Origin of the sequence: Blautia sp. AF19-10LB (assembly GCF_003461245.1) — a bacterium.
Lineage (GTDB): Bacteria > Bacillota > Clostridia > Lachnospirales > Lachnospiraceae > Blautia_A > Blautia_A intestinihominis.
Genome location: NZ_QTWS01000013.1, coordinates 38,957 through 62,355, shown reverse-complemented (window position 1 = coordinate 62,355; position 23,399 = coordinate 38,957). Strand labels below are relative to the sequence as shown.

Here is a 23,399-nt window from a genome sequence, read left to right as displayed (position 1 = left end):
CTATCTCTCCCTGATCGTCAGGAACAGAAGTTCAAGAGCAAGCTCGAAGTTTACATTTGCACGCAGACGTACCTTGGCCTTCTCCAGTGCTTCCAGTATCTTTTCGAGATTTTCATATGAACGCTGGCTCGCCTGTTCCTTTATATAATTAATTTCCTGCTTGAAGACCAGATTGTCTATTTCCCTTGTAGCTTTGAACATCAGAACATCACGGAACCAGAACTGAAAAATATCCAGATAGTCGCCTATATGCTGTTTCTCATCGGAAAGTTCGCGGATCACATCAGTCAGCTCATAAGTCTGCATCGTACTTACATACTTCAGGATCCTGAGAGCATTCTCTGTCATCTTGCCAAACTCTTCGGATGTTGCTGCCTCCTGTGCCTTGCCGATGCTTCCCTGTGCAAAAGATGCATCGATCTCTGCCTGATAATCCGGCACATGAAGACGTTCCATAAGATATTTCTTAACCAGATTGTCATCTACTACCTTGAGATCCAGTCTGACACAACGGGACTGGATCGTCGGAAGAAGTGCATCTGCATTGCTGGTCAGCAGCATGATGACTGCATATTCCGGTGGCTCCTCAATTGTCTTGAGAAGAGCATTCTGCGCCTGTACTGTCATCATCTCCGCATCCGGAACGATATAGATCTTGTGCGGACTGCAGTATGGTTTAATTGCTACATCGTGAATCAGCTGATCACGAATCTCATCTATCGAAATAGTTCCCGGCTTCTCATGGTTTACCATGATGATATCCGGATGATTCTTACCCAGGGCTTTCTTACAGGAATCACACTTCTGACATGGCTCCGTTCCCCCAGCCTCGCACTGAAGAGTCATTGCATAAGTCGTCGCAAGAAGTTTCTTACCTGATCCAGGTCTTCCGGTAAAAATATAGGAATGAGATACCTTTCCTGTCGTCATGGCATTCTTCAAATGCCTGATAATCTCCTCGTGCCCGATAATATTGTTGAAACTAACCATTCAGAATCACCTCTCTTGTTTCTGTATACGAATCTTTGTTCGCCATGCCTACATTATAGCATACTTTGTTACCCATTCAAAACTATTTTTGTCTATGAAAGGGAATTTATATATTTTATAATATTTTCGACACACAATTCTAAATTCTCATTAGCAAATCTTAATTTAATTCCTGCCTCCCGGATGTTTTTCTCCGAAAAGTCCTCCTGATCTGCCAGAAAACGTCTGCACATCTCTTCGTATTTCGGTTTCTCCTGCTCCCGCTCCCGAAGAAGTGCCCTCTGTAATCGCTCTCCGTCCTCTACTTCAATATAAACCGGGATCACATGTTCTTCCCCGTAATATTGCTTAAGTTTCTGATAAGATTCCAGTGTGCCGATTCCAAGATAGTTTCCCTCTGAGAGATCTACCTGTCCATCATCTGCTGTAAAATATGTCCAGATGCCATGAACAGTATGGTAGGCTCTGGCTTCGATCAGCTTTCCTGATTTCTTAAATTCCTCAAGTCTGCTGTCATCTGTAAAATAATACTGAACTCCATCCTGCTCTCCCGCGCGGATCGGTCTGGTCGTATACAGTACCAGTTTCTTCAGGTTCAGTTCTTTATTGCCTGCCAGTAAAGAATAGATCCGGTCCTTACCGGCGGCACTTTTTCCCATAATATAAAAAATCTTTCCCATGAAATATCAGATTTCCTGCTCCTTCGTAGTATTCTGGGCTACTACACGGATGGTCTCATTGGTATAGTCCTCCAGTCCCTGCAGATACAATCCCTCTTCCATGTATATTCTCATATTACGGATAAATTGTCCAGTAATCTGTTCTCCCGGTACGATCAGCGGGATTCCAGGCGGATAGAGATATCCAAACTCTGCCGATATCCGTCCGACACTTTCTTCCAGTTTGCGGATTTCACTCTCCGATTCCATTGCCTCCGTGATCGACATGAACTGGCTCAATGAAGTGTATGCTGTTCTTCCTGCCTTCGGTTCTTCTGCTTCTCTTTTTTCTTTTTTCTTCTGTGCTTCTTCCTGGTCGATCTCCTCGATCGCCTGGCAAAGTCTCTCAAAGCCTTCCTCACTGTCACCAACTGCTGCCAGTGCAAGCACATAATGCTCCGTTTCCATCTCCACCTGAATGTGATATTTCTCCAGAAGGATCTGTGCCAGTTCACTTCCCGTCATTGACGCATAGCGTGTAGAAAAAAGTAATTTGGAACGATCATAATCAAAAACTCCGGCCGTTCCGATCTCCGGTGAAACCAGGCGGATATACTTGCATTCTGAAAGCCTGCGTCTCGTCTTTTCGAGGATCTTTGTAAATTCACGGAACATCTCATTACCGTCGGAGGACATTTTTTCCATGCAGGCATCCATACTCGCCATAAGGATATACGACGGACTGCTGCTCTGATAAATTCCCATAAATCTGCGGATCAGTCTGCTGTCCACGCGGTCACTGCAGTTATGGAGCACCGCAGTCTGCGTCATCGACGGAAGTGTCTTGTGGAAACTCTGGATAACCAGATCCGCTCCCAGTTCAGCTGCTGATGTCGGGAAATAATTTGAAAAGTGAAAATGTGCTCCATGTGCCTCATCCACGATCAGCGGAATCTCATATCTGTGTACGATCTCTGCGATCTTCTCAATATCTGATACCACCCCATCATACGTCGGCGATGTGAGAAGCACTGCCTTGATCTCCGGATTCTCCGCCAGTGCTCTTTCCACCTTATCCGGTGAAATTCCTCCGTTTATCCACCACTTTTGGTCCATCTGTGGATAGACATAAGTCGGGATCAGATTCCTCAGATACAGAGCATGATAGACAGCCTTGTGGCAGTTCCTCGCAACAAGGATCTGTCCCTTCCTCGGAACCGCTGCCGAAACAGCCGCAAGAAGTGCCGCTGTGCTGCCATTAACGCTGTAATAACATTCCTTCGTACCATACACATTCGCAGCAGTTTCCTGCGCTTTTTTCAGAATTCCTTCCGGATGATGAAGATTATCAAATCCCTCTATCTCTGTGATATCCCTGTCAAACGGCAGGTCTGTATTGACTGTGTCCGGATTTCTCTTGTGCCCCGGCATATGAAATGGATAATAATCTTCCTGGCTGTAAATTTCTAATGCTCTATATAATCTTTCCATAATTTTTATACCTTAAACCTGTAACCTACACCCCAGATGGTTTCAATATACTGCGGCTTGGCTGTGTTGAATTCAATCTTTTCACGGATTTTCTTGATATGAACGGTAACAGTTGCAATGTCGCCTACAGATTCCATATCCCAGATCTGACGGAACAGTTCCGCCTTGGTAAATACGCGGTTCGGATTCTCCGCAAGGAATGTAAGAAGATCAAATTCCTTGGTCGTAAATGTCTTCTCCTCCCCATTGATCCAGACTCTTCGCGCTGTCTTGTCGATCTTGATCCCACGGATCTCGATAATATCATTCTTGACAACATTTGATCCTACAAGTCTGTTATATCTTTCCATATGTGCCTTTACCCTGGCAACAAGTTCGCTTGGGCTGAACGGCTTGGTCATGTAATCATCTGCCCCAAGTCCCAGTCCACGGATCTTGTCAATATCGTCTTTCTTTGCCGAAACCATGATGATCGGGATATTCTTCTCCTCGCGCACCTGACGGCAGATATCAAATCCATCTACCTCAGGGAGCATCAGATCAAGTATGATCAGGTCGTATTCTTCTTTCAGAGCCTTCTCAAGCCCTACATCGCCTCTTGTGGCGATCTCAACATCAAATCCTGACAGTTCCAGATAATCTTTCTCCAGATCTGCAATTGCCTCTTCGTCTTCAATAATCAGTATTTTACTCATTTACAGGTACCTCCTGGTATTTTCTCAAAACAAAGTACATGATCGTGCCGATGTCCTCGCGGCTGGTTGCCCACACTTTACCTCCATGGTCCTCCAGGATCTTACGCACGATGGAAAGACCAATCCCACTGCCTCCCTTGGCAGAATTTCGCGAAACATCTGTCCGGTAAAAACGGTCAAAAATATATGGCAGATCTTTGGCTGCGATCCCCTTGCCATTATCTTCGATCTCAACCTGGACAAAATCACCGACATCCTTGACACGGATCTGTATGATGCCCTTCATTCCCTTGCCCTTGTCCATATATTTAATCGCATTGCTGATGATATTATGGATCACCCTTCGGATCTGCTCTCCATCTGCGATCACCTGCACATCACTGTCTACGTAGTTGGCATAGCAGAGCTGTATTCCTCTCGTTTCCAGTTCCAGTCCCACTTCCTCTGCACAGTCTGAAAAATAGTCCTCAACATTCAGTTTACTGAACGTATATGGAATGCGGTTTGTATCGATCTTGGAATAAAAAGTAAGCTCATTGATCAGATGATCCATCTCAACTGTTTTGTTATAAATAGTACGGACATAACGATCCATCTTTTCCGGGGTATCTGCCACTCCGTCCATGATACCCTCAACGTAGCCCTTAACGGCTGTGATCGGGGTCTTGAGATCATGAGAAATATTGCTGATCAGTTCTTTGTTTTCTTTGTCCAGGACAAGTTTTTCTTCTGCGGATTCCTTGAGCCGTCTCCTCATTTCCTCAAAATCACGGCAAAGTTCCGCAAACTCATCCGCCCCTTCCACATCAAGAACAAAATCAAGATTTCCGTCTTTGATATTCTGCGTGGCCTTACGCAGCTTAACAAGTGGTGTGGCAACACTTCTGTAAATCCACAATCCTACGGACACACTCGTAAATATCAGGATGACCAGTGCCGTAAAAAAAAGATCCTTCGTCATGATCCGTAAGCCCGAACCGTCAACTCCGGTCTCTCCGATCGTAATATCATAATCTGCTTCCTGCACTGCTTCATTCTTAGATGTACTCCTGTGCTGCGCTTCGCTGAACCCGTATAAAGTAGCCGCCAGCAGCAGCATTGGAACTAATATGATCATCAGGAAACCGAGTATGATCCTCTGTTTTAATTTCATAACACATCCCCGCTTCTCTGTATAAAAATAAACGCACATATAACGAGTCTGTACCCGCTATATATGCGTTCATTATATCATATCACGATATTCCTATCTCTAAATTTTCTATAAAAACGGTGAAAAAACCGTGTCTTACAGATATTTCTTGAGATCGTCAACTTTATCCAGTTTTTCCCACGGAAGATCTACATCTGTACGTCCAAAATGTCCGTAAGCAGCTGTCTGTTTGTAGATCGGTCTTCTCAGGTCGAGCATACGGATGATTCCTGCCGGACGGAGATCAAAGTTCTCACGGATGATCTCAACAAGTCTGGTGTTGGAAAGTTTTCCTGTTCCAAATGTTTCTACATTGATGGAAGTCGGTTTTGCTACACCGATCGCATAGGAAAGCTGGATCTCGCACTTGTCAGCCAGTCCTGCTGCAACGATGTTCTTTGCAACATAACGTGCTGCATAAGCTGCGGAACGGTCAACCTTTGTGCAGTCTTTTCCTGAGAAAGCACCGCCGCCGTGACGTCCGGATCCACCGTAAGTATCAACGATGATTTTACGTCCTGTAAGTCCACTGTCACCGTGAGGTCCACCGATCACGAAACGTCCTGTCGGGTTGATGAAGTACTTGGTATCATCATCTACCATGTCTGTCGGGATGATCTCATCAAATACATATTTCTTGATGTCTTCGTGGATCTGCTCCTGTGTAACTTCCGGATCATGCTGTGTAGAGCATACAACTGCATCGATACGGATCGGTTTGCCTTCTTCACTGTATTCAACAGTTACCTGAGTTTTTCCGTCTGGTCTTAAGTATGGCAGAGTTCCGTCTTTGCGGACTTTTGTAAGCTGGCGAGCCAGTTTGTGTGCCATGTTGATCGCATATGGCATGTACTCTTCTGTTTCATTGGAAGCATATCCGAACTGGATTCCCTGGTCTCCGGCTCCGATCGCATCGATCTCGTCTTCTCCCATCTTAGCTTCCAGAGCTTTGTCTACGCCAAGAGCGATATCTGCTGACTGCTCATCGATTGCAGTGATGACTGCACATGTATCAGCATCAAATCCATATTTTCCACGGGTATAACCGATCTCTCTTACTGTATCTCTTACGATTTTCTGGATATCAACGTAAGCGCTTGTTGTGATCTCTCCCATAACAAGTACAAGACCTGTTGTTGTAGCGGTCTCGCATGCTACACGGCCCATCGGGTCTTTTTCCATGATCGCGTCAAGAATGGCATCGGAAATGGCATCGCACATTTTGTCCGGATGACCTTCAGTTACAGATTCGGATGTAAATAAAATCTTTTCTTTCTCCATGATTGGTTCCTTTCTTTTTTATCTGGTCTATTGATCAATAAGTTATCTGCGTACATAACAAAATAAGACAGCCCCAACAATAGGACTGTCTTGAATTTGATTTCAATCCTCTTATTGTTCGATCACTCGCTCAGGTTGGCACCTTCCTCTCAAGGGAGGGGTTGCCGTGGCTTCACAGATCCTTTGTATCTCCACCACTCTGAATAAAAGGCCGTTTATGAAGTTATCGCAGTACATACAATAAACTTATTTTATATACTTGTCAAGTATCTCGGATGACAAATTTTATCAACCTACGCGAAGACGGAATTTCTGGATTTCTTTCTCACTGGAAACTCTCTCGATCTCTGCGCCGAGACTTCTCAGTTTCTCTTCGAAATTCTCATATCCTCTCTGGATATAAACAATATCATCTACTACTGTGATTCCATCCGCTGCCAGACCTGCAATTACCAGAGCCGCTCCTGCACGGAGATCCGGTGCACTGACTCTTGCGCCTGTAAGCTTGCGAACACCATCAATAATAGCAGAATTTCCCTCAACTTTAATATTCGCTCCCATTCTGGAAAGCTCGTCCGCATATTTGAAACGGTTTTCAAAGATACTCTCTGTTACGATACTTGTTCCTTCTGCAAGGGCAAGTGTAACAGCGATCTGCGGCTGCATATCTGTCGGATATCCTGGATATGGAAGAGTCTTGACATGAGTGCGGTGAAGTCTCTTGCCTGCACGTACACGTACTGCATCATCAAATTCTTCAACCTCACATCCGATCTCTTCAAGTTTGGCAGTTGTTGCCTCAAGATGTTTCGGGATAACATTCTTAACTGTAACATCCCCGCCAGTTGCGGCAGCAGCAAACATAAAAGTTCCTGCCTCGATCTGGTCCGGAATGATAGAATACTCTGTACGATGAAGTTTCTCAACACCCTTGATACGGATAACATCAGTTCCCGCACCCTTGATGTTGGCTCCCATACTGTTCAGGAAGTTCGCAACGTCTACAACATGCGGCTCTCTCGCTGCATTCTCGATCGTAGTACGGCCAGATGCCATAGAAGCTGCCATCATAATGTTGATCGTCGCACCTACAGATACAACATCAAGGAAAATATGGCTTCCATGAAGGTTCTCTGTCTCTGCAACGATCGCACCATGAAGGATGTTCACATCTGCACCTAATGCACGAAATCCCTTCAGATGCTGATCGATTGGTCTGCTTCCGATGTTACATCCGCCCGGAAGCGGAACCTCAGCGTGTTTGTATTTGCCAAGTAATGCGCCAAGAAGATAATATGACGCACGGATTTTCTTAATATATTCATAATCTACACTGATATCGTTAATTGTAGATCCGTTAATCTTAACGGTAGACCTGTCAATTCGCTCAACCTGAGCTCCTATCCCGGCAATTGCTTCCAACAAAACATTGATGTCTCTTACGTCAGGCAGATTCTCAATAAGAATGGTTTCATCCGTCATGATCGCAGCAGAAAGAATAGCAAGCGCAGCGTTCTTCGCACCACCGATCTCAACTTCTCCTACTAACGGATTGCCACCTTTAATTACATACTGTTCCATAAAGCACCTCTATAATTATTTTCACTCCGCAAGTCGAAGCGAATGCCAGAGATAAATCTCATCCTCAAAGTCTGTATTATAACACAGATTTGCCATTTGTAAATAAAAATTTACTCTGTCCCCTTCCGCTTCATTGTCTTTTCAACAATAGTTACTTTGAATTCTCTTCTAGTATTTCCAAAAGATCGTGCAGACTTTCTTCCAAATCTTTCCCTTCTTCGTCCAGAACAACATCTGCATATTTCTCATATAATGGAGTTCGTTCTTCGTACAGATCCTTCAATGTCTGACCGTCCTTTAACAGTACGCCTCTGCACTGCAGATTGCCAAGGCGCTTTGCAAGGGAATCTAAAGATAATTTCAAATATACAACTGTTCCAATCGACCTCAGATGATTCATAGCCTCTTCACAGTACACTACGCTTCCGCCTGTCGCGATCACAGTATGGTTTACATCAATAGACGCATTGACACGGTTCTCAATTTCCTTGAATCCCATGTATCCTTCTTCTTCAATGATCTCACGCAGACGTCTTCTTTCCTGTTTCTGGATCAGAAGATCCGAATCAAGGAACTGATAGCCTAATACCTTTGCCAGTACAACGCCTATTGTGCTTTTGCCGACTCCAGGCATTCCTATCAATGTTATATTATTCATAAAATGTCCGTTCTCCTGTTTGATTTCTCACAAATTGCTTAACGCCCATTTTAGCATAAATGCCCTTTTTCTGCAATCCCTCTTTGGGAAGGCTCATTTTTTCGCACTTTTTCTCCGTTTTTTGACACTGTAGCCAAATGTGCCCAGTTTCTTTCCGATACCAAGATATTCTCCATGAGAATATACCATCGGACGCGCACGGTTAAGATCAAAGCGGTTGTTTTCGTCCATATACTCCTCATCCGCATGTACTGCAAGTACTTCCGCAAGAAACATATCATGAGATCCCAGTTTCTTAACTTCTGTAACACGGCATTCTATAGATACCGGAGATTCTTTGATCATAGGTGCTTTGACAAATTCTGCCTTTTCTCTTGTAAGTCCTGTTTCTTTGAATTTATCAACGTCTCTGCCAGAGCGGACACCACAGTAATCCGTAGCTCTGGTAAGTTTCTCTGTCGTCAGATTGATTACAAATTCTCCCGTTTCCATCAGCATATGATGGGAAAAACGGCTCGGACGAACAGAAATATAAACCATTGGAGGATTTGTGCAGATCGTACCTGTCCAGGCTACTGTTATAATATCATCCTGTCCTTTGCCATCTGTAACGCTCACCATAACCGCCGGGAGCGGATACAGCATATTCCCTGCTTTCCAGGTCTGTTTTGCCATGATTTACAAATCCTCCTGTCTGTCTTTTGCTTTTGTTTTATGCATAATCACCGGACATCTGTGCTGCTTCCATCAGCGGCGGGATCAGCTGTTTCTTACGTGAAACTACACCTTCGAGATAGAATGCATCGTTTTCCGGCTCCATCTTAAATGCATTTTCTGCCATTTCACGGCTTCCCTCTCCATAAAACAGCAGTTCCGTTGACTGTGTTATAATATCCGTCAGCATGAAGTAAACTCTGGTGACACCATGGCGTCCGCATTCGCTTACCATGAACGGCAGCAGTCTTTCTTTGATCTCTTTGAGTTCTTCTGAATCCATAGAACTGATCTGTCCAACGCCAAAGCAGATATCACCTTCTGCAATAAATTTCTTGTAATCCTGATAAAAGATTTCTTCCGGTGATTTATCCTTGAGGTTGCTTCCTGCACGGAACATTTCCTTCGCAAACTGCTCAATGGAAATATCTGCGATCAGTGCCAGTGCTCCTGCTGCCATCTTATCCTGCAGTGTGCAGGTCGGTGAACGGAACATCAGCGTATCTGAAATGATCGCTGCGCACAGAAGTCCTGCGATCTTAGGCGAGATCTCAAGTTTCTGTTCGCCATAGATCTGATACATGATCGTTCCGGTACATCCCACCGGCTGGTTACGGAAGCTGATCGGCTGAACCGTCTGCAGTGTTCCAAGTTTATGATGGTCAATGATCTCAAGAATGTCAGCTTTCTCAATATTATCTACTGCCTGATCGATCTCATTATGGTCTACAAGAACTACCTGCTTCTTGTGCATGCCCAGGAAATTACGTCTGGATATGGTACCGATACATTTGCCCTTCTTATTGATGACCGGGAATGCACGATGACGGTGCTTGATCATGACATCCTGGATATCATCTGTAAAATCTTCGGTATTAAAAGTTACAAGATTTTCTGTTTTCATGATATATCTGACCGGAATACTCTGGTTGATCAGTCGCGCGATCGTAAAGGTATCATACGGGGAAGAAATAATGATGATATCCTTCTCATGTGCGAGTTTCATAACATTCTCTGATACCTGGATTCCAAGTCCCACGATAATACAGCTTACATTCTGGGAAATCGCCTGAAGATGATCCTCTTCTCTGTCTCCCATGATGATCATATCATCTTCTTCGATATATTCTTTCATTTTATCCGGGTTGGCAGTTCCTACCATAACTCTTCCCTTGATAAAATATCCATGAGGATTTCCCTCGATCACTTCTCCGTCGATCGTCTCTGCGATCTTCTGATACTGTGTTCTTGCTCTGGAAAGAAGATAGCTGTCAGTCGTATCCATATAGGTCTTCGCAATATCACCGATCGTGATCAGACCTTCCAGGGCACCTTCTTTATCTCTGATTGGAAGAGAAACAATGCTGTTCTCCTGCATGATATCCCATGCAGCTTTCAGCGACATTCCCTTGTCTGCATCCGGGCTCATACGGATATCCATGTCCTTGACCTGGGTTCCGATATTACTCAGATATCCCGGCGGCTGAACTCCAAAACGGCTCAGCACATACTCTGTCTCCTCATTGATCTGTCCTGCGCGCTTCGGAATAAATTTCTGGTGCTGGCTTGTCCTGTTTTTGATGTCGCAGTATGCAATTGCCGAACAGATAGAATCTGTATCCGGATTTTTATGTCCTATAACAAAAATTTTTTCCTGATTTTTCATTCCAGCCGTCCTTTCAATCCAGTTTGATATTTGCAAAGAGAGAGCCCAGTGTAGTGGTTGCCTCTTCTCCTGCATCTGGTACTTCATAAACTTCTTCTTCGATTTCCTTCGCCATCATATCAGATGCTTCCTTAATGCTGAGACTGAGCTTTCCGTCCTTGATCGCAGTGACTTTGACTTTGACCTTGTCTCCTACAGCAAGAACCTCTGACGGTTTCTTGATCCTCTTCTCGCAGATCTGAGAAATATGCACCAGACCGGAAAGTCCGTTTCCAAGATCTACAAATGCACCATATGGCTGAAGGCTCTCTACTGTTCCCTCGGTGATAAGCCCGATCTCAAGGTTTGAAACTTTGTTTCTGCGTTCTTCTTCTGCCTTCTCACGGAGAATTTCCTTAGCAGAAAGAATCAGTTTCTTACTTTCTTTATCAACGTCGATGACCTGTACCTGGATCGGTTTGTTCAGATATGCCTCTGTATCCTCAACATATCCAAGAGCAAGTTTGGATGCCGGGATAAAACCTCTGACACCTTCTACATAAGCGATAACGCCTGCGTTTGTGATTCCTTTTACTACAACATCCAGAACCTCTCCAGATTCCTTTAATCCCTTAAGTTTATCCCATGCAAAGACATCAACTGCCTCTACCCTTGAGAGCAGGATATTTCCATTTCCGTCATCTTTACGGATCACGGTAGCCTGAATCTCGTCCCCTTCCTGGACATTTTCTTTGAGGTTAAATCCTGGCTCTCTGCTGAAATTCTCTGCCGGGATCACACCTTCTGCATAATATTTAAGATCGAGGATCACTTCTTTTTCATCCACACTGATCACAGTTCCTGTGAGAATGTCACCTTCCTCGATCGTTTTCATGGAAGCTTCCAGTTCTTTTTCATAATCTTTCATTGACTCAGACATGATCTGCAATTCTCCTCTCGTATAAAAATCTATCTATATCGTCTATACTTTTGATCATTTTACTATAGTTAGTCTCATTATAGCATATTTTATATGCAGGAGGAAATAAAAAAAGTCCCCAAAAAGGGACTCAATAAACGAGGAGTGCCCCGGCAGTGGTTTACCGGGGCGATTATTATGAAAAAATTTATGTGTAATGAAGAACATTACAACGTCTGTTAGTGAAGTTCTCTTCGAACTGTACTTATAATAACAGTCGATTATGAACTTTTTATGAACAAACAATGAAGTTTCCGTATATTTGCACAATTTTATTTCTGTATATTCATTTTTTTTATTCAAATATACTATAAATTTCTGACTCCTCTATTTTTTATCCTGTGTGTTTTTCACAAACGTACTAGTGTCTTTCCTGTGAGGTCAGTTAAGGATGCTTCTGGCAAAATCGACCAGTTTGCCAATGATTCCTTTGACATCTTCTTTGGTGATCCCAAGCTCATCCAGCTTGTTATAAACCTTATTTACCTGACTTCTCAGCTGGTCCTCATCCAGATCTGTATTCTTGAATTTATCATATAACTGGATCAGAGTCTGTTTCTCAGAATCGGAAAGTGTAATTCCCGCACTTTCTGCTGCCACATCAAGAGCTGAGCCGATCTCATCATTTGTTACATCTACCTGACCGAGAATTTCCTTAGCCTGAACGATCAGATCCACTACCTTGTCCGGATCGGACAGAAGTTCATCCACTCCGTTATCCTGAAGGATCTCTACGGCCTGGTCAACCACATCTGAGCTGTCCTGTGCGTAGACCATCGCCGGTGTTGTACATGCAAGAGCCCCTGCAAGTACCAGTGCACTGATTTTTTTGTTTATTTTCATTGTAATTACCTCCTGAATTCATGCATTCTCATGTATCAGCCTGAATTTCACACCTGTTTCGATGCTTTTTCTCTCAGGCGAGCCCATTATACCACAGTTTTTCGGCTATGCTGTAAAAATTTTTTATCTGGCTGTCATTCATAAAACTTTTGACCTTTGTTCACTGTTTTTTCATAAGTTCAACACGATTCCATCATATTTTCTGGCTATACTAAGACCATAAAAATAATACAGCCAACATTATTTTTATAATTTTCTTTTTCATATGTTGATAGCCTGAAATGGTTATCAACTCTCCTTCCTTTTAAATTTAATAAATAATAAAAAGCATCCGACCAGCCACCGGATGCTTTTTATTTGCTTATTTATTTAATTTCGAAAATGTATCTGACAGTCTGGCAAACTGTTCCAGCGTCAGTGCTTCCCCTCTGATATTCAACGGAAGTCCACATTCTGTGATCGCAGCTTCTACCTCTTCCTTGGAATACGGCAGTTCCTGTGAATTCTTAAGACTGTTTGACAGAGTTTTTCTTCTCTGGTTAAAAGATGCACGAATCAGACGGAACATTAATTTCTCATCCAGCGTTGTTACCGGCGGATTCTGATGTCTCGTCAGGCGGATCACCGCACTTCCAACCTTCGGCCGCGGCATAAAGCAATTCGGCGGTACATTTGCAACGATCTTTGGTTCTGCATAATACTGTACAGCCAGTGAAAGTGCCCCGTAATCCTTGGAACCAGGACCTGTCTGCATTCTGTCTGCCACTTCTTTCTGTACCATTACCGTGATCGAATCTACTGGAACATGGCTTTCGAATAAGCCCATAATGATCGGTGTCGTAATGTAATATGGCAGATTTGCAACGACCTTGATCGGACGCCCCTGATTCTTCTCATCTGCGATCTTACGGATATCTGTCTTGAGGATATCTCCGTGAAGAACAGTTACATTGTCCCATTCCTTAAGTGTATCCTTAAGGATCGGAATCAGTGCATCGTCAATCTCAACTGCTGTTACTTCTCTTGCTGCCTCTGCAAGATACTGTGTCATCGTTCCGATTCCCGGTCCGATCTCCAGTACAAAATCATCTTTGGTGATCTCGGAAGCTTCGATGATACGCTCCAGAACATGGGTATCGATCAGAAAATTCTGACCAAACCTTTTCTGGAATACAAAACCGTACTTTTGAAGGACTTCAATGGTATATTTAGGATTTCCAAGATAAGGTCTGGCCATATTTTCTCCTCTCACTAATTAAAATCTTTCTCGTAAAGTACCAGGTATCCATCCTGATTTACTTTTTTCTTGGAGATCAGTTTACGAAGACCTCCTCTTGATTTGGCGATCGCACTGTCAATGATGTCCTTGACCGCACCGATATTCATCGGCTGATCTTCCTTCTGGCTTGTGCTGATCAGGTTATACAGCGACAGCATTGCCATCTGGTCGATGGTGTATCCGTTCTCTCTTGTGTAGATTTTCGCAAAATTAACAAGTTCATCGTTGGTAAATACCGGAATATTGATCATAGATGTAAACTTGGATGTAAATTTCGGGAATCTTGCGATCAGTTTACGCATTCCGATCTTTTCATCCTCAATGATCACGATCAGTCCGTCAGTCCGGAACTCCATTGCCTTATTCAACTGATTAACTGTTTCTTTTGCCAGCTGATTGGCGTTTTCGATAACCAGGAAACCGCCTGACATCTTACGAACAATCTCTGCTACATTCTTGCCATTGATCTGATCCGCAAATACATAGGCAACCTTGGATGCCTCCAGGTTCAGTTCCTTGCAGATCGCCGGGATCAGTCCTGAGATCAGTCTTGTCTTTCCTGTCTCACGGCCACCCATCACAATAATATTTCCTGTCTTTGAAGTCTTGTCAGAAGCACAGATCTGCGCATCATAAAGTGCATCCACGATCTGTTCCCTTAAGCCCGGAACTTTCGCAAAGTAGGTAAAGAGTTTCTCCTCATCTGCGGTCATCTTCTTTTCTCTCGGAATGATATCCCTGGCTTTGCGTTTCGGCTCAACAGTATAGAGAAGCTGCTCCATGTCGTCATCTTCCGGTTCCTGCTGTTTTTCTTTCCTGCCGGATTTTCTGAGAGTTGGTTTCTTTTCAGGAGTCTTGGCTGCTTTTACAGTATCCTCATACTGATCTGCAAGGAATTCTTCTTCCTCAAGATCACTGATATCCTCATCTTCGTAGCCGTCTTCCTCACCGAAATCTTCATCAGAGTCATCTTCCATCTTATAAGAATCCAGATCATCATAAATTTCTTCTTCCGGATCCTGCTTCTTGACAGGTCCGTTCAGGAATTCTTCTTCTGCACTGCGAAGATCCTCTTCAGACATATAATCCTCAGCATCCTCTTCTGCAGTATTTACTTCCTGAACCGGTTCTTCTTTCACTATCGGTTCATCCGGAATTTCAATTCCCTGTGCAGTTGCTGCTGCAAGAATCGTATCTTCCAGATTAAATTCAAAATCAGGTGTCTCCTCAGAATCTTCTGCTCCCGGAAGACAGATATCCGGTGCTTTCGGAATTTCTGTATGTAATGGATTTTCCATTCCAACATTCTTCATTGCTTCCGGGATCTCAAGTTCAGGAAGTTTTGTCTCCTCTTCCTCTGCCGAATCAACAAAGTCATCCTCTGTCTCCAGCGGTTTCACTTCTTCTGGAATTTCAACCTCTTCGATTTCCGGTTCTTCTTCAGCTTCCGGAAGCTCCTCTGCTTCTTCAGCATCTGTTTCCTCAGATTCGATCACTACATCCGGAAGTTCTTCTTCACTGACTTCCTCAGTTACTTCTTCCGGTGTCTCTTCCTGTTCATCCTTGATCTCCTGATTTGTAACTTCTTCTATCTTCTCCTCGATCGTGCTGAAAATAGAAGTTCCAGGTGTTGCCGGAGGCGGGATCACTGCATCTTCCGGTTCAAGTTCCGGTACATTTGTCGGTTCTGCTTCTGAAGAAATATCCTTGATCATTTCTTCCGGAACCTCCTCAGCAGGTGCTTCCTCCTCTTCCTTCATAAATTCCTCTTCGGATTCTTTTTTCTTTCCTGTAAAGATATCGCGGATTCCCTTGGAGATTTTTTCCTGAAGGCTTTCTGCTCCATTAACATCACGCTCATCAATATCTACGCTGTCGATCACAGGTGCATCATCATCTGCTGCCGGTGCTGCTTCTGCCCGTGGTTCTTTCGCTTCTCCATCCTGAACCTCTTCTTTATTCTCAGCGGAATCCTCCACTGTCTTGAGATTCGGAATAAACTGTTTATCGTATTTTTCTTTTTCTTTACCACTCAGCATTCCCATACGACTCTTAAGATCCAGGGCTTTCATGACATACTTGCCATCACTGAACCAGAGAACCATTTCATCACAGAGATCCAGGCATTTCTTGGTATCTCCATTCTGATAATATAATTTAGCCAGCTCGTATGACCATCTCTCTGTGAATTCTTTCTCTTTGTAATCCTCGAGAATTCTGATCTGCTCTTCGAGCGGAGCCTGTTCTGCTTTGCGGATTTTATATTTTAATACATACTGTGTACTGTCATTAGGGGCAACTTCCAAGAATTCATCATAATATTCCATTGCCTCATCAATATCCTTCATCTTGAGGGATACTTCGATTAATCGATACAAAATATTTCTGCCAATAGGAGCTCTGTGATAAGCCAGAAGGAAAATCTCCCTGCTGTCGTCATACCGCTTGTTTGCTGCATAGATCTCACCAACAACACAAAGGGTATGAACATTCTTTACACGACGCCAGTCAATACTGTCTACAACTTCCATGGCATCCTTGTAGTTCTTCTTCTCTACAAGGCGGTTAATTTCTTCAAGTTTGATCCGAAATTCCTCTTTGTCCAATATATTCACCAACTTTCCAAGATTATGAACAGTGTAACATACACTAATATCCTTGTCAAAACTGTTTCTTACGTTTTCTTTTTATCCATAGAACTCTGTTTTAAACAGGCTCAAACACTTCTCCTTTGACAACTTTGAAAACTTTGTTCAGGTGAAACTGATGACTTACAAAATCATCCAGTCCAGTACAGGTGATCAGAGTCTGTATATCATGGATACAGTCAAGAAGATAGGTCTGACGGTTGCTGTCCAACTCTGAAAGTACATCATCCAGCAAAAGTACCGGCGTATCCTTGATCTTTTCTTTTACAAGATAAATTTCTGAAAGTTTCAAAGATAATGCTGCGGTCCTCTGCTGCCCCTGTGAGCCAAACTTTCGTATATCCACCCCGTTTACCATAAAACAAAGATCATCCCTGTGAGGTCCGGAGGAAGTCATCTTCATCCGGATATCTCTGTCTCTGTTCTTTTTGAGCGTTTCCTCAAAAAATTCAGCCTCCGTACTGGGCTCATAGAGTACTTCAATATGTTCCTCTCCCCCTGTCAGGTTGCTGTGGATTTCCTTTATGACTGTATTCAGATCTTTTACGAACTCTTTTCTTTTGCTGATGACTTTCTGCCCGTACTGGAGCATCTGCAGATCCCATATTTCAAGCGTATCCTTAAGTGCCGGATTATGATACATATCTTTGAGAAGTTTATTTCTCTGGTTCACGATATGATTATATCCAGCCAGATCTGTAAGATAGATCTGATCCAGCTGGCAGAGTTCAAGGTCCATAAACCTGCGTCTTTCCCCCGGACCATTCTTGATAATATTTAAATCTTCCGGTGAAAAAAAGACAAGATTCACGATTCCAAACAGTTCTCTTGCCTTTTTTATCGGAAGACCGTTAATTGCAACTCCCTTTGCCTTGTTTTTGCGAAGATGCATGTCGATCTTGTAGGAAAGTCCGTCTTTTTTGATCATCATGCGGATGTGGGATTCTTCCTCCCCAAACCGTATCAGTTCTTTATCCTTGCTGCCCTTGTGGGACTTTGTCGTTCCACAGATATAGACAGATTCCAGGATATTGGTTTTTCCCTGTGCATTATCTCCGTAAAAAATATTTGTACCTTTGTCAAAATCAAGCTGCAATTCACGGTAATTTCTAAAATTCTGAAGTTGTACAGATTCAATATACATAATTATTTTATAACTTTGATTTCCTGACCTTCAAAAGTGATCACATCACCAACGTATACTTTGCGTCCACGCTGCTGATCTACTTCACCATTTACTTTTACATTTCCATCCTGAATTTCATATTTTGCCTGAACACCGTCCTCTACAACTCCGGCGAGTTTCAAAGCCTGTCCAAGTTTGATAAATTCATCTCTGATCGTAATTTCCAAAATAATCCTCCTCCTTATCTGGCCTGATTCTGACTGATGTTAACTGGTAAGATCAGATAAGTATATGTTTCTTCGTCATCTCTGATGAAGCATGGTGCTTTTGGATTCATCAGATACATGTGGATCGTCTCATCATCAATAACTTTCAAAGCATCGATCAGGAATTTCGGGTTGAATCCGATAAGAATATCTTTACCCTCTTTTTCAATGTCGATCTCTTCATCCATAGATCCCATAGAAGAATCAATCTTCAGCTCCATCTTACCATCACTGATCTCAATTACGATCGGTTTCTTATCTCCTTCTCTTACAAGAAGTGTTGCACGGTCAATACAGTTCAGGAATTCTTTCTTGTTTACACTGATCTTTGTATCGTAATCACTGGAAAGCATCTGATCAATTCGGAAATATTCTCCCTCAATCAGTCTGGATACCACAATTGTCCGATCAAATTCAAATAAAATGTGGTTTTTTGTGAAATATATACTAACCTGATCGTCAATTTCTCCAGAGAGGATTTTGCTGATCTCGCTGAGTGTCTTTCCTGGAACGACAATCTTGCGATCTGAATAATTTCGCTTCAATGGCATTTTTCTGATGGAAATACGGTGTCCATCCAGAGAAACAATCTTCAGACAATTATCTTTGATTTCGAACAATTCACCAGTCATCAAACGGTTGTTTTCATTGACTGCAATAGAAAAAATAGTCTGACGGATCATCTCTTTCAAAGTAAACTGAGAAAGGGTCAGTGCTTCGTCTTTTTCGATAACCGGAAGGTATGCAAAATCTTCGCCTGCTTTGCCAGGAATTGTAAACTTGGCTTTTTCACAGGTGATCGTTGCTACATAGTTGCTGTCAGTTTTGATAGTTACATCACTGTCCGGAAGTCTTCTGATGATTTCATAAAAGATTTTGGCATCAAGTGCAACCATTCCTTTTTCTTCGATTTGTCCATCTACGATTGTTTCAATGCCCAGTTCCATATCATTTGTTGTAAATTTGATTTGGTTTGTGGTTGCATCCATAAGGATACATTCAAGGATTGGCATGGTTGTTTTAGAAGGAACAGCTTTCAAAGAAATATTTACGCTTTTTAACAGATTATTTTTGGGACAGATAATCTTCATGTGTATAACTCCCTTCGTGTTTGAAAATTGCTTTTATAAATATATAAATATATAGATATCCGCCGTAGCCGCCTTAGGGGATGGGGATTGTGTGTAAAAGTCTTTCAAACCTTGAAAATAAAGGTTTTGAGGACTGTATAACTACGTGTAAAACTACCAGATAACTTTGAAAGTGGGTGTGGATAAGTCACTTAACCCTGTGGATTAATTTTTTTCTTCAAGGTAGCGATGGAGTTTTTGAGGTTATCATTTGTTGCTAATTCTTTTTCGATTTTCTCAATTCCGTGCATAATTGTAGTGTGATCACGGTTACCAAGATTTTTGCCGATCGTCTTGAGAGAAGTGTCAATGATCTCACGGCAGAGATACATGGCGATCTGTCTTGGCATGACGATCTTGGAACTACGCTTGTTTCCGCAGAGTTCCGCTACAGTTACATGATAGTGTTCTGCAACAACGGAAATAATATAATCCGGAGTGATGACTTTTTGCTCATTTGGGGAGATGATATCCTTGAGTGCCTGCTCTGCAAGTTCAAGGGTTACTTCCTTTTTCTCCAGTTTGGAACTTGCCATTACCTTATTAAAGGCACCTTCCAGCTCACGGATATTGGATTTGATGTTTGTTGCAATGTAATTAATGACTTCTTCGCTGATATTGTAGCCTTCGAGCTCTTCTTTTTTGTGGAGAATTGCCATTCGGGTCTCGTAATCAGGTAAGGTAATATCTGCGATCAGACCCCATTCGAATCTTGAACGGAAGCGTTCTTCCAGAATTTCCATATCTTTCGGTGGTTTATCTGAAGAAATGATGATCTGTTTCTTGGCACTGTGCAGACTGTTGAAAGTGTGGAAAAATTCCTCCTGTGTGGATTCCTTTCCTATAATAAACTGAATATCATCGACCAGAAGAACATCAATATTCCTGTATTTTTCACGGAATTTGGACATTGCGGAGTTATTTCCGTTTCGGATCGTTTCGATCAGTTCATTTGTGAATTCTTCACTGGTTACATACAAAACTTTGCTGTTTTCATCATGTTCAATAATATAATGAGCGATGGAATGCATCAGATGAGTCTTGCCAAGTCCTGCACCTCCGTAGATAAACAGCGGATTATAGGTATCTCCCGGGGATTCTGCAACAGCAAGGGCTGCGGCCTGAGCAAATTTGTTATTATTTCCGACAATGAAAGTATCAAAAATGTATTTCGGATTCAAATGTGCATCTTCACAGCGACGTTCGATATCTGACATTGCAGGTGCTGCATTATCATAAGAAGGAACATCTTTCTGAGGTGCTTCATCAGGAGATATGAATTTGACATCGCACTCACTTATTCCAGTCAGTTCGCAGATGGTAACCTGGAGAAGAAGTTTGTACTTTTTATTAAGAAGGTTTATCAGAACTACCTGTTCAGATGGGACTAAAATTGTGATGACATTGTCAGTCACATCGTAGACTTCGAGCGGTTTGAGCCATGTATTGAAGGCTACGTCGCTGATATTGTAGTCACGTTTGACTGTCTGAAGAATTTCATCCCATTTTTCTATAACTTTATCCATATTTCAAACTCCTGGTTCCTTTGAATGTGTGTAAATTATTCGTAACTGTTCAGTACTTTCACAGTTACAATTGGTCAATTGGACATAGATATCCTTTTATATATTATAATAAATCCAGTGGTTAATCAATCATTATTTGTGTAAAATTATCCCCTGAAAAAATGGTTTGTGTGGTTAAAATCGGGTGTTGTCCACAAGTTATCCACTTTATCCACATGTGCATAAGTTGGAAAGTGTGGATAATCCCCTATAAGTTTACATAACATCAGTACAGGCGGATAATTACCCCTGTGGAATGTGTATAACTTTGTCCACAGAGAGAATGCTGTAAAATAAAGGATTTTTTTAGGAATATGTGTAAAAATATGGGGGTATGTGAGGATAAAACAGCCGAAAAAGTTTAAGTTATCCACAAGTTATCCACAAAAAGTGGATAACTTTACGTAAACCAGATATTTCCACAATTGAGTGTGGGTTATTTTGAAAGTGTCGGAAACACTTAATTTTATTGGATTTTTTGTGAATTTTTGCTTGACGAACGGGTGCAGAATGAATATAATTAAAACGATGTTCTATGATAATAGTATGAATAGGGATAATAGATAAAGGAGGTGCTTTACCTATGAAAATGACATTTCAGCCAAAGAAAAGATCTAGAGCGAAAGTTCATGGTTTCAGAGCTCGTATGAGCACAAAGGGCGGCCGTAAAGTATTAGCAGCCAGAAGATTAAAAGGAAGAAAGCAGTTATCAGCCTAAGATATAAGACCGCAGTTATGTGGTCTTTTCTTCTATAATAAAGAAAGGGGATTCGATGAAATATTCAGAGTCCTTAAAGAAAAACAAAGATTTTCAGCAGGTATACAGACATGGAACATCAAAAGCAAATCGGTATCTGGTGATGTACGTACTGGATAATCAGTACATGAAGAATCGTCTGGGAATATCAGTAAGTAAAAAAGTAGGGAATAGTGTGGTTCGCCACAGGCTCACCAGACTGGTAAGAGAGAGCTATCGTCTGAATGAAGAACTTTTCAGGAGAAATCTTGATATTGTTGTAATTGCCAGACCAGCAGCGAAGGGCAGGAGCTATCAGGAGATAGAGAGTGCTTTCATGCATCTGGCAGGGAAACATCAGATCATAGAAGAGGTTCATACTGATGAAGAAACTTCTTATTAAAATGATTCGTCTCTATCAGAAATATATATCACCGATGAAGAGAACTAAATGTCCTTATATTCCCACATGTTCTCAATATGGTTTGGAAGCAATCGAAAAATATGGTGCAATCAGGGGAGGATTACTGGCAATATGGAGAATATTACGTTGTAATCCTTTTTCTCATGGGGGATATGATCCCGTACCATAAAGGTAAATGGATCAATCATGAAGTTGTTCCATAAGATCATCCAGGAGGAACAAGTAAATTGGAAAGTATGATTTTGGCTACTAAAAGTGGTACCCCGATCATCGGCCAGGTCGCAATCGTGATGGGCTGGATCATGAACGGTATCTACAAAGTGCTGGATATGGTTGGAATTCAGAACCTTGGCCTTTGTATTATTATTTTCAGTATTCTGATCTATCTTTTTATGACTCCTCTGCAGATCAAACAGCAGAAATTCTCTAAGCTGAGTGCGATCATGCAGCCGGAGATCCAGAAAATCCAGAAGAAATATCAGGGTAAAAAAGATCAGGATTCAATGATGAAGATGCAGGAGGAAACCCAGGCGGTATATCAGAAATACGGTGTATCCCCTACAGGAAGCTGTGTTCAGCTCGCTATCCAGCTCCCAATCCTGTATGCTCTGTATCAGGTAATCCAGAATATCCCTGCTTATGTAAGCAGTGTATATAATGTGTTCAATGGTGTCTGCACACAGATCCTTGCAGTAGATGGATTTGCAGATATCATCAATAACTTTATCACAGACAACAAGATGACACGAGTAAGACAGGTCACAGATAATGCAGATTCTATCGTAGATTTCCTGTATGCTCTGTCTCCATCCCAGTGGAAATCCTTACAGGATATCAGTCAGTTCTCCGGATTCTCAGATCAGATCAGCAAAACTGCTTCCGAGATCCAGAAGATGCAGACTTTTGGTGTGCTCAACATCGCAGACCAGCCGCTGAGCTATATCAAAACAGGATCCCTGATCCTGATCATTGCAGCTCTTGCAATTCCGGTTCTGTCATGGGCAACACAGATGCTCAACCTGAAGCTTATGCCACAGGCAGCAACACAGGGCGGTGGCGAGAATAATGCAATGGCAAGCTCCATGAAGACTATGAATACAGTAATGCCGCTTATGTCTGCATTTTTCTGTTTCACATTCCCGGTAGGTCTTGGTATTTACTGGATCGCAAGTGCCGTAGTAAGAAGTATCCAGCAGCTTCTCATCAACCGTCACCTGAACAAGATGAACATTGATGATCTCGTAAACGAGAATATGAAGAAGATGGAAGCCAAACGTGCAAAAGAAGGACTTCCGCCGCAGAAGATCACAAACCAGGCACATCAGAGCGTAAAGAATATCAACAAGATCGACAAAGGTATGAGCGGTTCTGATGAAGCAAACCGTGCGAAGAAAGTAGAAGAAGCTTACCAGAATGCTTCCCATGCAAAAGAAGGCAGCATTACCGCAAAAGCAAATATGGTCAAAGCTTTTGATGAGAAAAACAAGAAGAAATAGA

22 protein-coding genes and 1 riboswitch are annotated in these 23,399 nt (G+C 42.4%); of the genes, 4 read left to right on the top strand and 18 right to left on the bottom strand.

All coding sequences use genetic code 11. From position 1 onward, the window contains the following. From DWX28_RS09010 to dnaA, 18 genes are all read right to left on the bottom strand, one after another. The gene (locus tag DWX28_RS09010; protein ID WP_022213289.1) at window positions 1–990 is read right to left on the bottom strand and encodes a DNA polymerase III subunit; all 990 of its coding nucleotides are present in this window, start codon (window positions 988–990) and stop codon (window positions 1–3) included. 92 nt (window positions 991–1,082) lie between these two features. After that, a complete protein-coding gene (locus tag DWX28_RS09005) occupies window positions 1,083–1,670 on the bottom strand; it encodes a guanylate kinase (RefSeq protein WP_118252507.1) in 588 nt (195 codons plus the stop codon). Between the two features lie 6 nt (window positions 1,671–1,676). After that, window positions 1,677–3,140, bottom strand: a complete 1,464-nt coding sequence (locus DWX28_RS09000; RefSeq protein WP_118252506.1) for an aminotransferase class I/II-fold pyridoxal phosphate-dependent enzyme — start codon at window positions 3,138–3,140, stop codon at window positions 1,677–1,679. A 5-nt stretch (window positions 3,141–3,145) separates the two neighbouring features. After that, entirely contained in the window at window positions 3,146–3,835 is a 690-nt protein-coding gene (locus DWX28_RS08995; RefSeq protein WP_022213286.1) for a response regulator transcription factor, read from the bottom strand. Next, on the bottom strand, window positions 3,828–4,988 hold the full coding sequence (locus DWX28_RS08990) for a sensor histidine kinase (RefSeq protein ID WP_022213285.1): 1,161 nt from the start codon (window positions 4,986–4,988) through the stop codon (window positions 3,828–3,830). Before DWX28_RS08990 ends, DWX28_RS08995 begins: the two co-directional genes overlap by 8 nt. 135 nt (window positions 4,989–5,123) lie before the next feature. Continuing rightward, window positions 5,124–6,308 (bottom strand): methionine adenosyltransferase, encoded by a 1,185-nt coding sequence (gene metK / locus DWX28_RS08985; RefSeq protein ID WP_022213284.1) that lies wholly within the window; start codon window positions 6,306–6,308, stop codon window positions 5,124–5,126. 108 nt (window positions 6,309–6,416) lie between these two features. Beyond that, a riboswitch (SAM riboswitch) is annotated at window positions 6,417–6,518 on the bottom strand. A gap of 78 nt (window positions 6,519–6,596) precedes the next feature. Then, on the bottom strand, window positions 6,597–7,889 hold the full coding sequence (locus tag DWX28_RS08980; protein ID WP_022213309.1) for a UDP-N-acetylglucosamine 1-carboxyvinyltransferase: 1,293 nt from the start codon (window positions 7,887–7,889) through the stop codon (window positions 6,597–6,599). Between the two features lie 151 nt (window positions 7,890–8,040). Continuing rightward, a complete protein-coding gene (locus DWX28_RS08975; RefSeq protein ID WP_022213310.1) occupies window positions 8,041–8,547 on the bottom strand; it encodes a shikimate kinase in 507 nt (168 codons plus the stop codon). A gap of 93 nt (window positions 8,548–8,640) precedes the next feature. Then, window positions 8,641–9,222 (bottom strand): flavin reductase family protein, encoded by a 582-nt coding sequence (locus tag DWX28_RS08970; RefSeq protein WP_118252505.1) that lies wholly within the window; start codon window positions 9,220–9,222, stop codon window positions 8,641–8,643. 37 nt (window positions 9,223–9,259) lie between these two features. Then, window positions 9,260–10,927, bottom strand: a complete 1,668-nt coding sequence (locus DWX28_RS08965) for a putative manganese-dependent inorganic diphosphatase (protein ID WP_022213313.1) — start codon at window positions 10,925–10,927, stop codon at window positions 9,260–9,262. A gap of 13 nt (window positions 10,928–10,940) precedes the next feature. After that, window positions 10,941–11,846: a S1 RNA-binding domain-containing protein gene (locus DWX28_RS08960; RefSeq protein WP_022213314.1), complete on the bottom strand. Its 906-nt coding sequence runs from the start codon at window positions 11,844–11,846 to the stop codon at window positions 10,941–10,943. Between the two features lie 420 nt (window positions 11,847–12,266). After that, window positions 12,267–12,728, bottom strand: coding sequence for a DUF1002 domain-containing protein (locus DWX28_RS08955; protein WP_022213315.1), 462 nt, complete (start codon window positions 12,726–12,728; stop codon window positions 12,267–12,269). A gap of 361 nt (window positions 12,729–13,089) precedes the next feature. After that, window positions 13,090–13,965, bottom strand: a complete 876-nt coding sequence (gene rsmA, locus DWX28_RS08950; RefSeq protein ID WP_022213316.1) for a 16S rRNA (adenine(1518)-N(6)/adenine(1519)-N(6))-dimethyltransferase RsmA — start codon at window positions 13,963–13,965, stop codon at window positions 13,090–13,092. A gap of 14 nt (window positions 13,966–13,979) precedes the next feature. Then, the gene (locus DWX28_RS08945; protein WP_243875206.1) at window positions 13,980–16,613 is read right to left on the bottom strand and encodes a hypothetical protein; all 2,634 of its coding nucleotides are present in this window, start codon (window positions 16,611–16,613) and stop codon (window positions 13,980–13,982) included. Between the two features lie 100 nt (window positions 16,614–16,713). Next, complete coding sequence (recF, locus tag DWX28_RS08940) at window positions 16,714–17,799, bottom strand: DNA replication/repair protein RecF (RefSeq protein ID WP_022213780.1); 1,086 nt, start codon at window positions 17,797–17,799, stop codon at window positions 16,714–16,716. Window positions 17,800–17,801: 2 nt separating this feature from the next. Beyond that, the gene (locus tag DWX28_RS08935) at window positions 17,802–18,011 is read right to left on the bottom strand and encodes an RNA-binding S4 domain-containing protein (RefSeq protein WP_118252504.1); all 210 of its coding nucleotides are present in this window, start codon (window positions 18,009–18,011) and stop codon (window positions 17,802–17,804) included. 11 nt (window positions 18,012–18,022) lie between these two features. After that, complete coding sequence (dnaN, locus tag DWX28_RS08930; RefSeq protein ID WP_022213782.1) at window positions 18,023–19,138, bottom strand: DNA polymerase III subunit beta; 1,116 nt, start codon at window positions 19,136–19,138, stop codon at window positions 18,023–18,025. 191 nt (window positions 19,139–19,329) lie between these two features. Then, window positions 19,330–20,703, bottom strand: coding sequence for a chromosomal replication initiator protein DnaA (dnaA, locus tag DWX28_RS08925; RefSeq protein WP_022213783.1), 1,374 nt, complete (start codon window positions 20,701–20,703; stop codon window positions 19,330–19,332). A gap of 622 nt (window positions 20,704–21,325) precedes the next feature. Here dnaA and rpmH point away from each other — a divergent pair. The 4 genes from rpmH to DWX28_RS08905 all read left to right on the top strand — a co-directional run bounded on the left by rpmH (window position 21,326) and on the right by DWX28_RS08905 (window position 23,398). Further along, a complete protein-coding gene (rpmH, locus tag DWX28_RS08920) occupies window positions 21,326–21,460 on the top strand; it encodes a 50S ribosomal protein L34 (RefSeq protein WP_005423866.1) in 135 nt (44 codons plus the stop codon). 55 nt (window positions 21,461–21,515) lie between these two features. Continuing rightward, window positions 21,516–21,881, top strand: a complete 366-nt coding sequence (rnpA, locus tag DWX28_RS08915) for a ribonuclease P protein component (RefSeq protein WP_118252503.1) — start codon at window positions 21,516–21,518, stop codon at window positions 21,879–21,881. Beyond that, entirely contained in the window at window positions 21,862–22,071 is a 210-nt protein-coding gene (gene yidD / locus DWX28_RS08910; RefSeq protein WP_118252502.1) for a membrane protein insertion efficiency factor YidD, read from the top strand. Before rnpA ends, yidD begins: the two co-directional genes overlap by 20 nt. A gap of 67 nt (window positions 22,072–22,138) precedes the next feature. Then, window positions 22,139–23,398, top strand: a complete 1,260-nt coding sequence (locus tag DWX28_RS08905) for a YidC/Oxa1 family membrane protein insertase (protein ID WP_173905736.1) — start codon at window positions 22,139–22,141, stop codon at window positions 23,396–23,398. Window position 23,399: the final 1 nt, after the last annotated feature.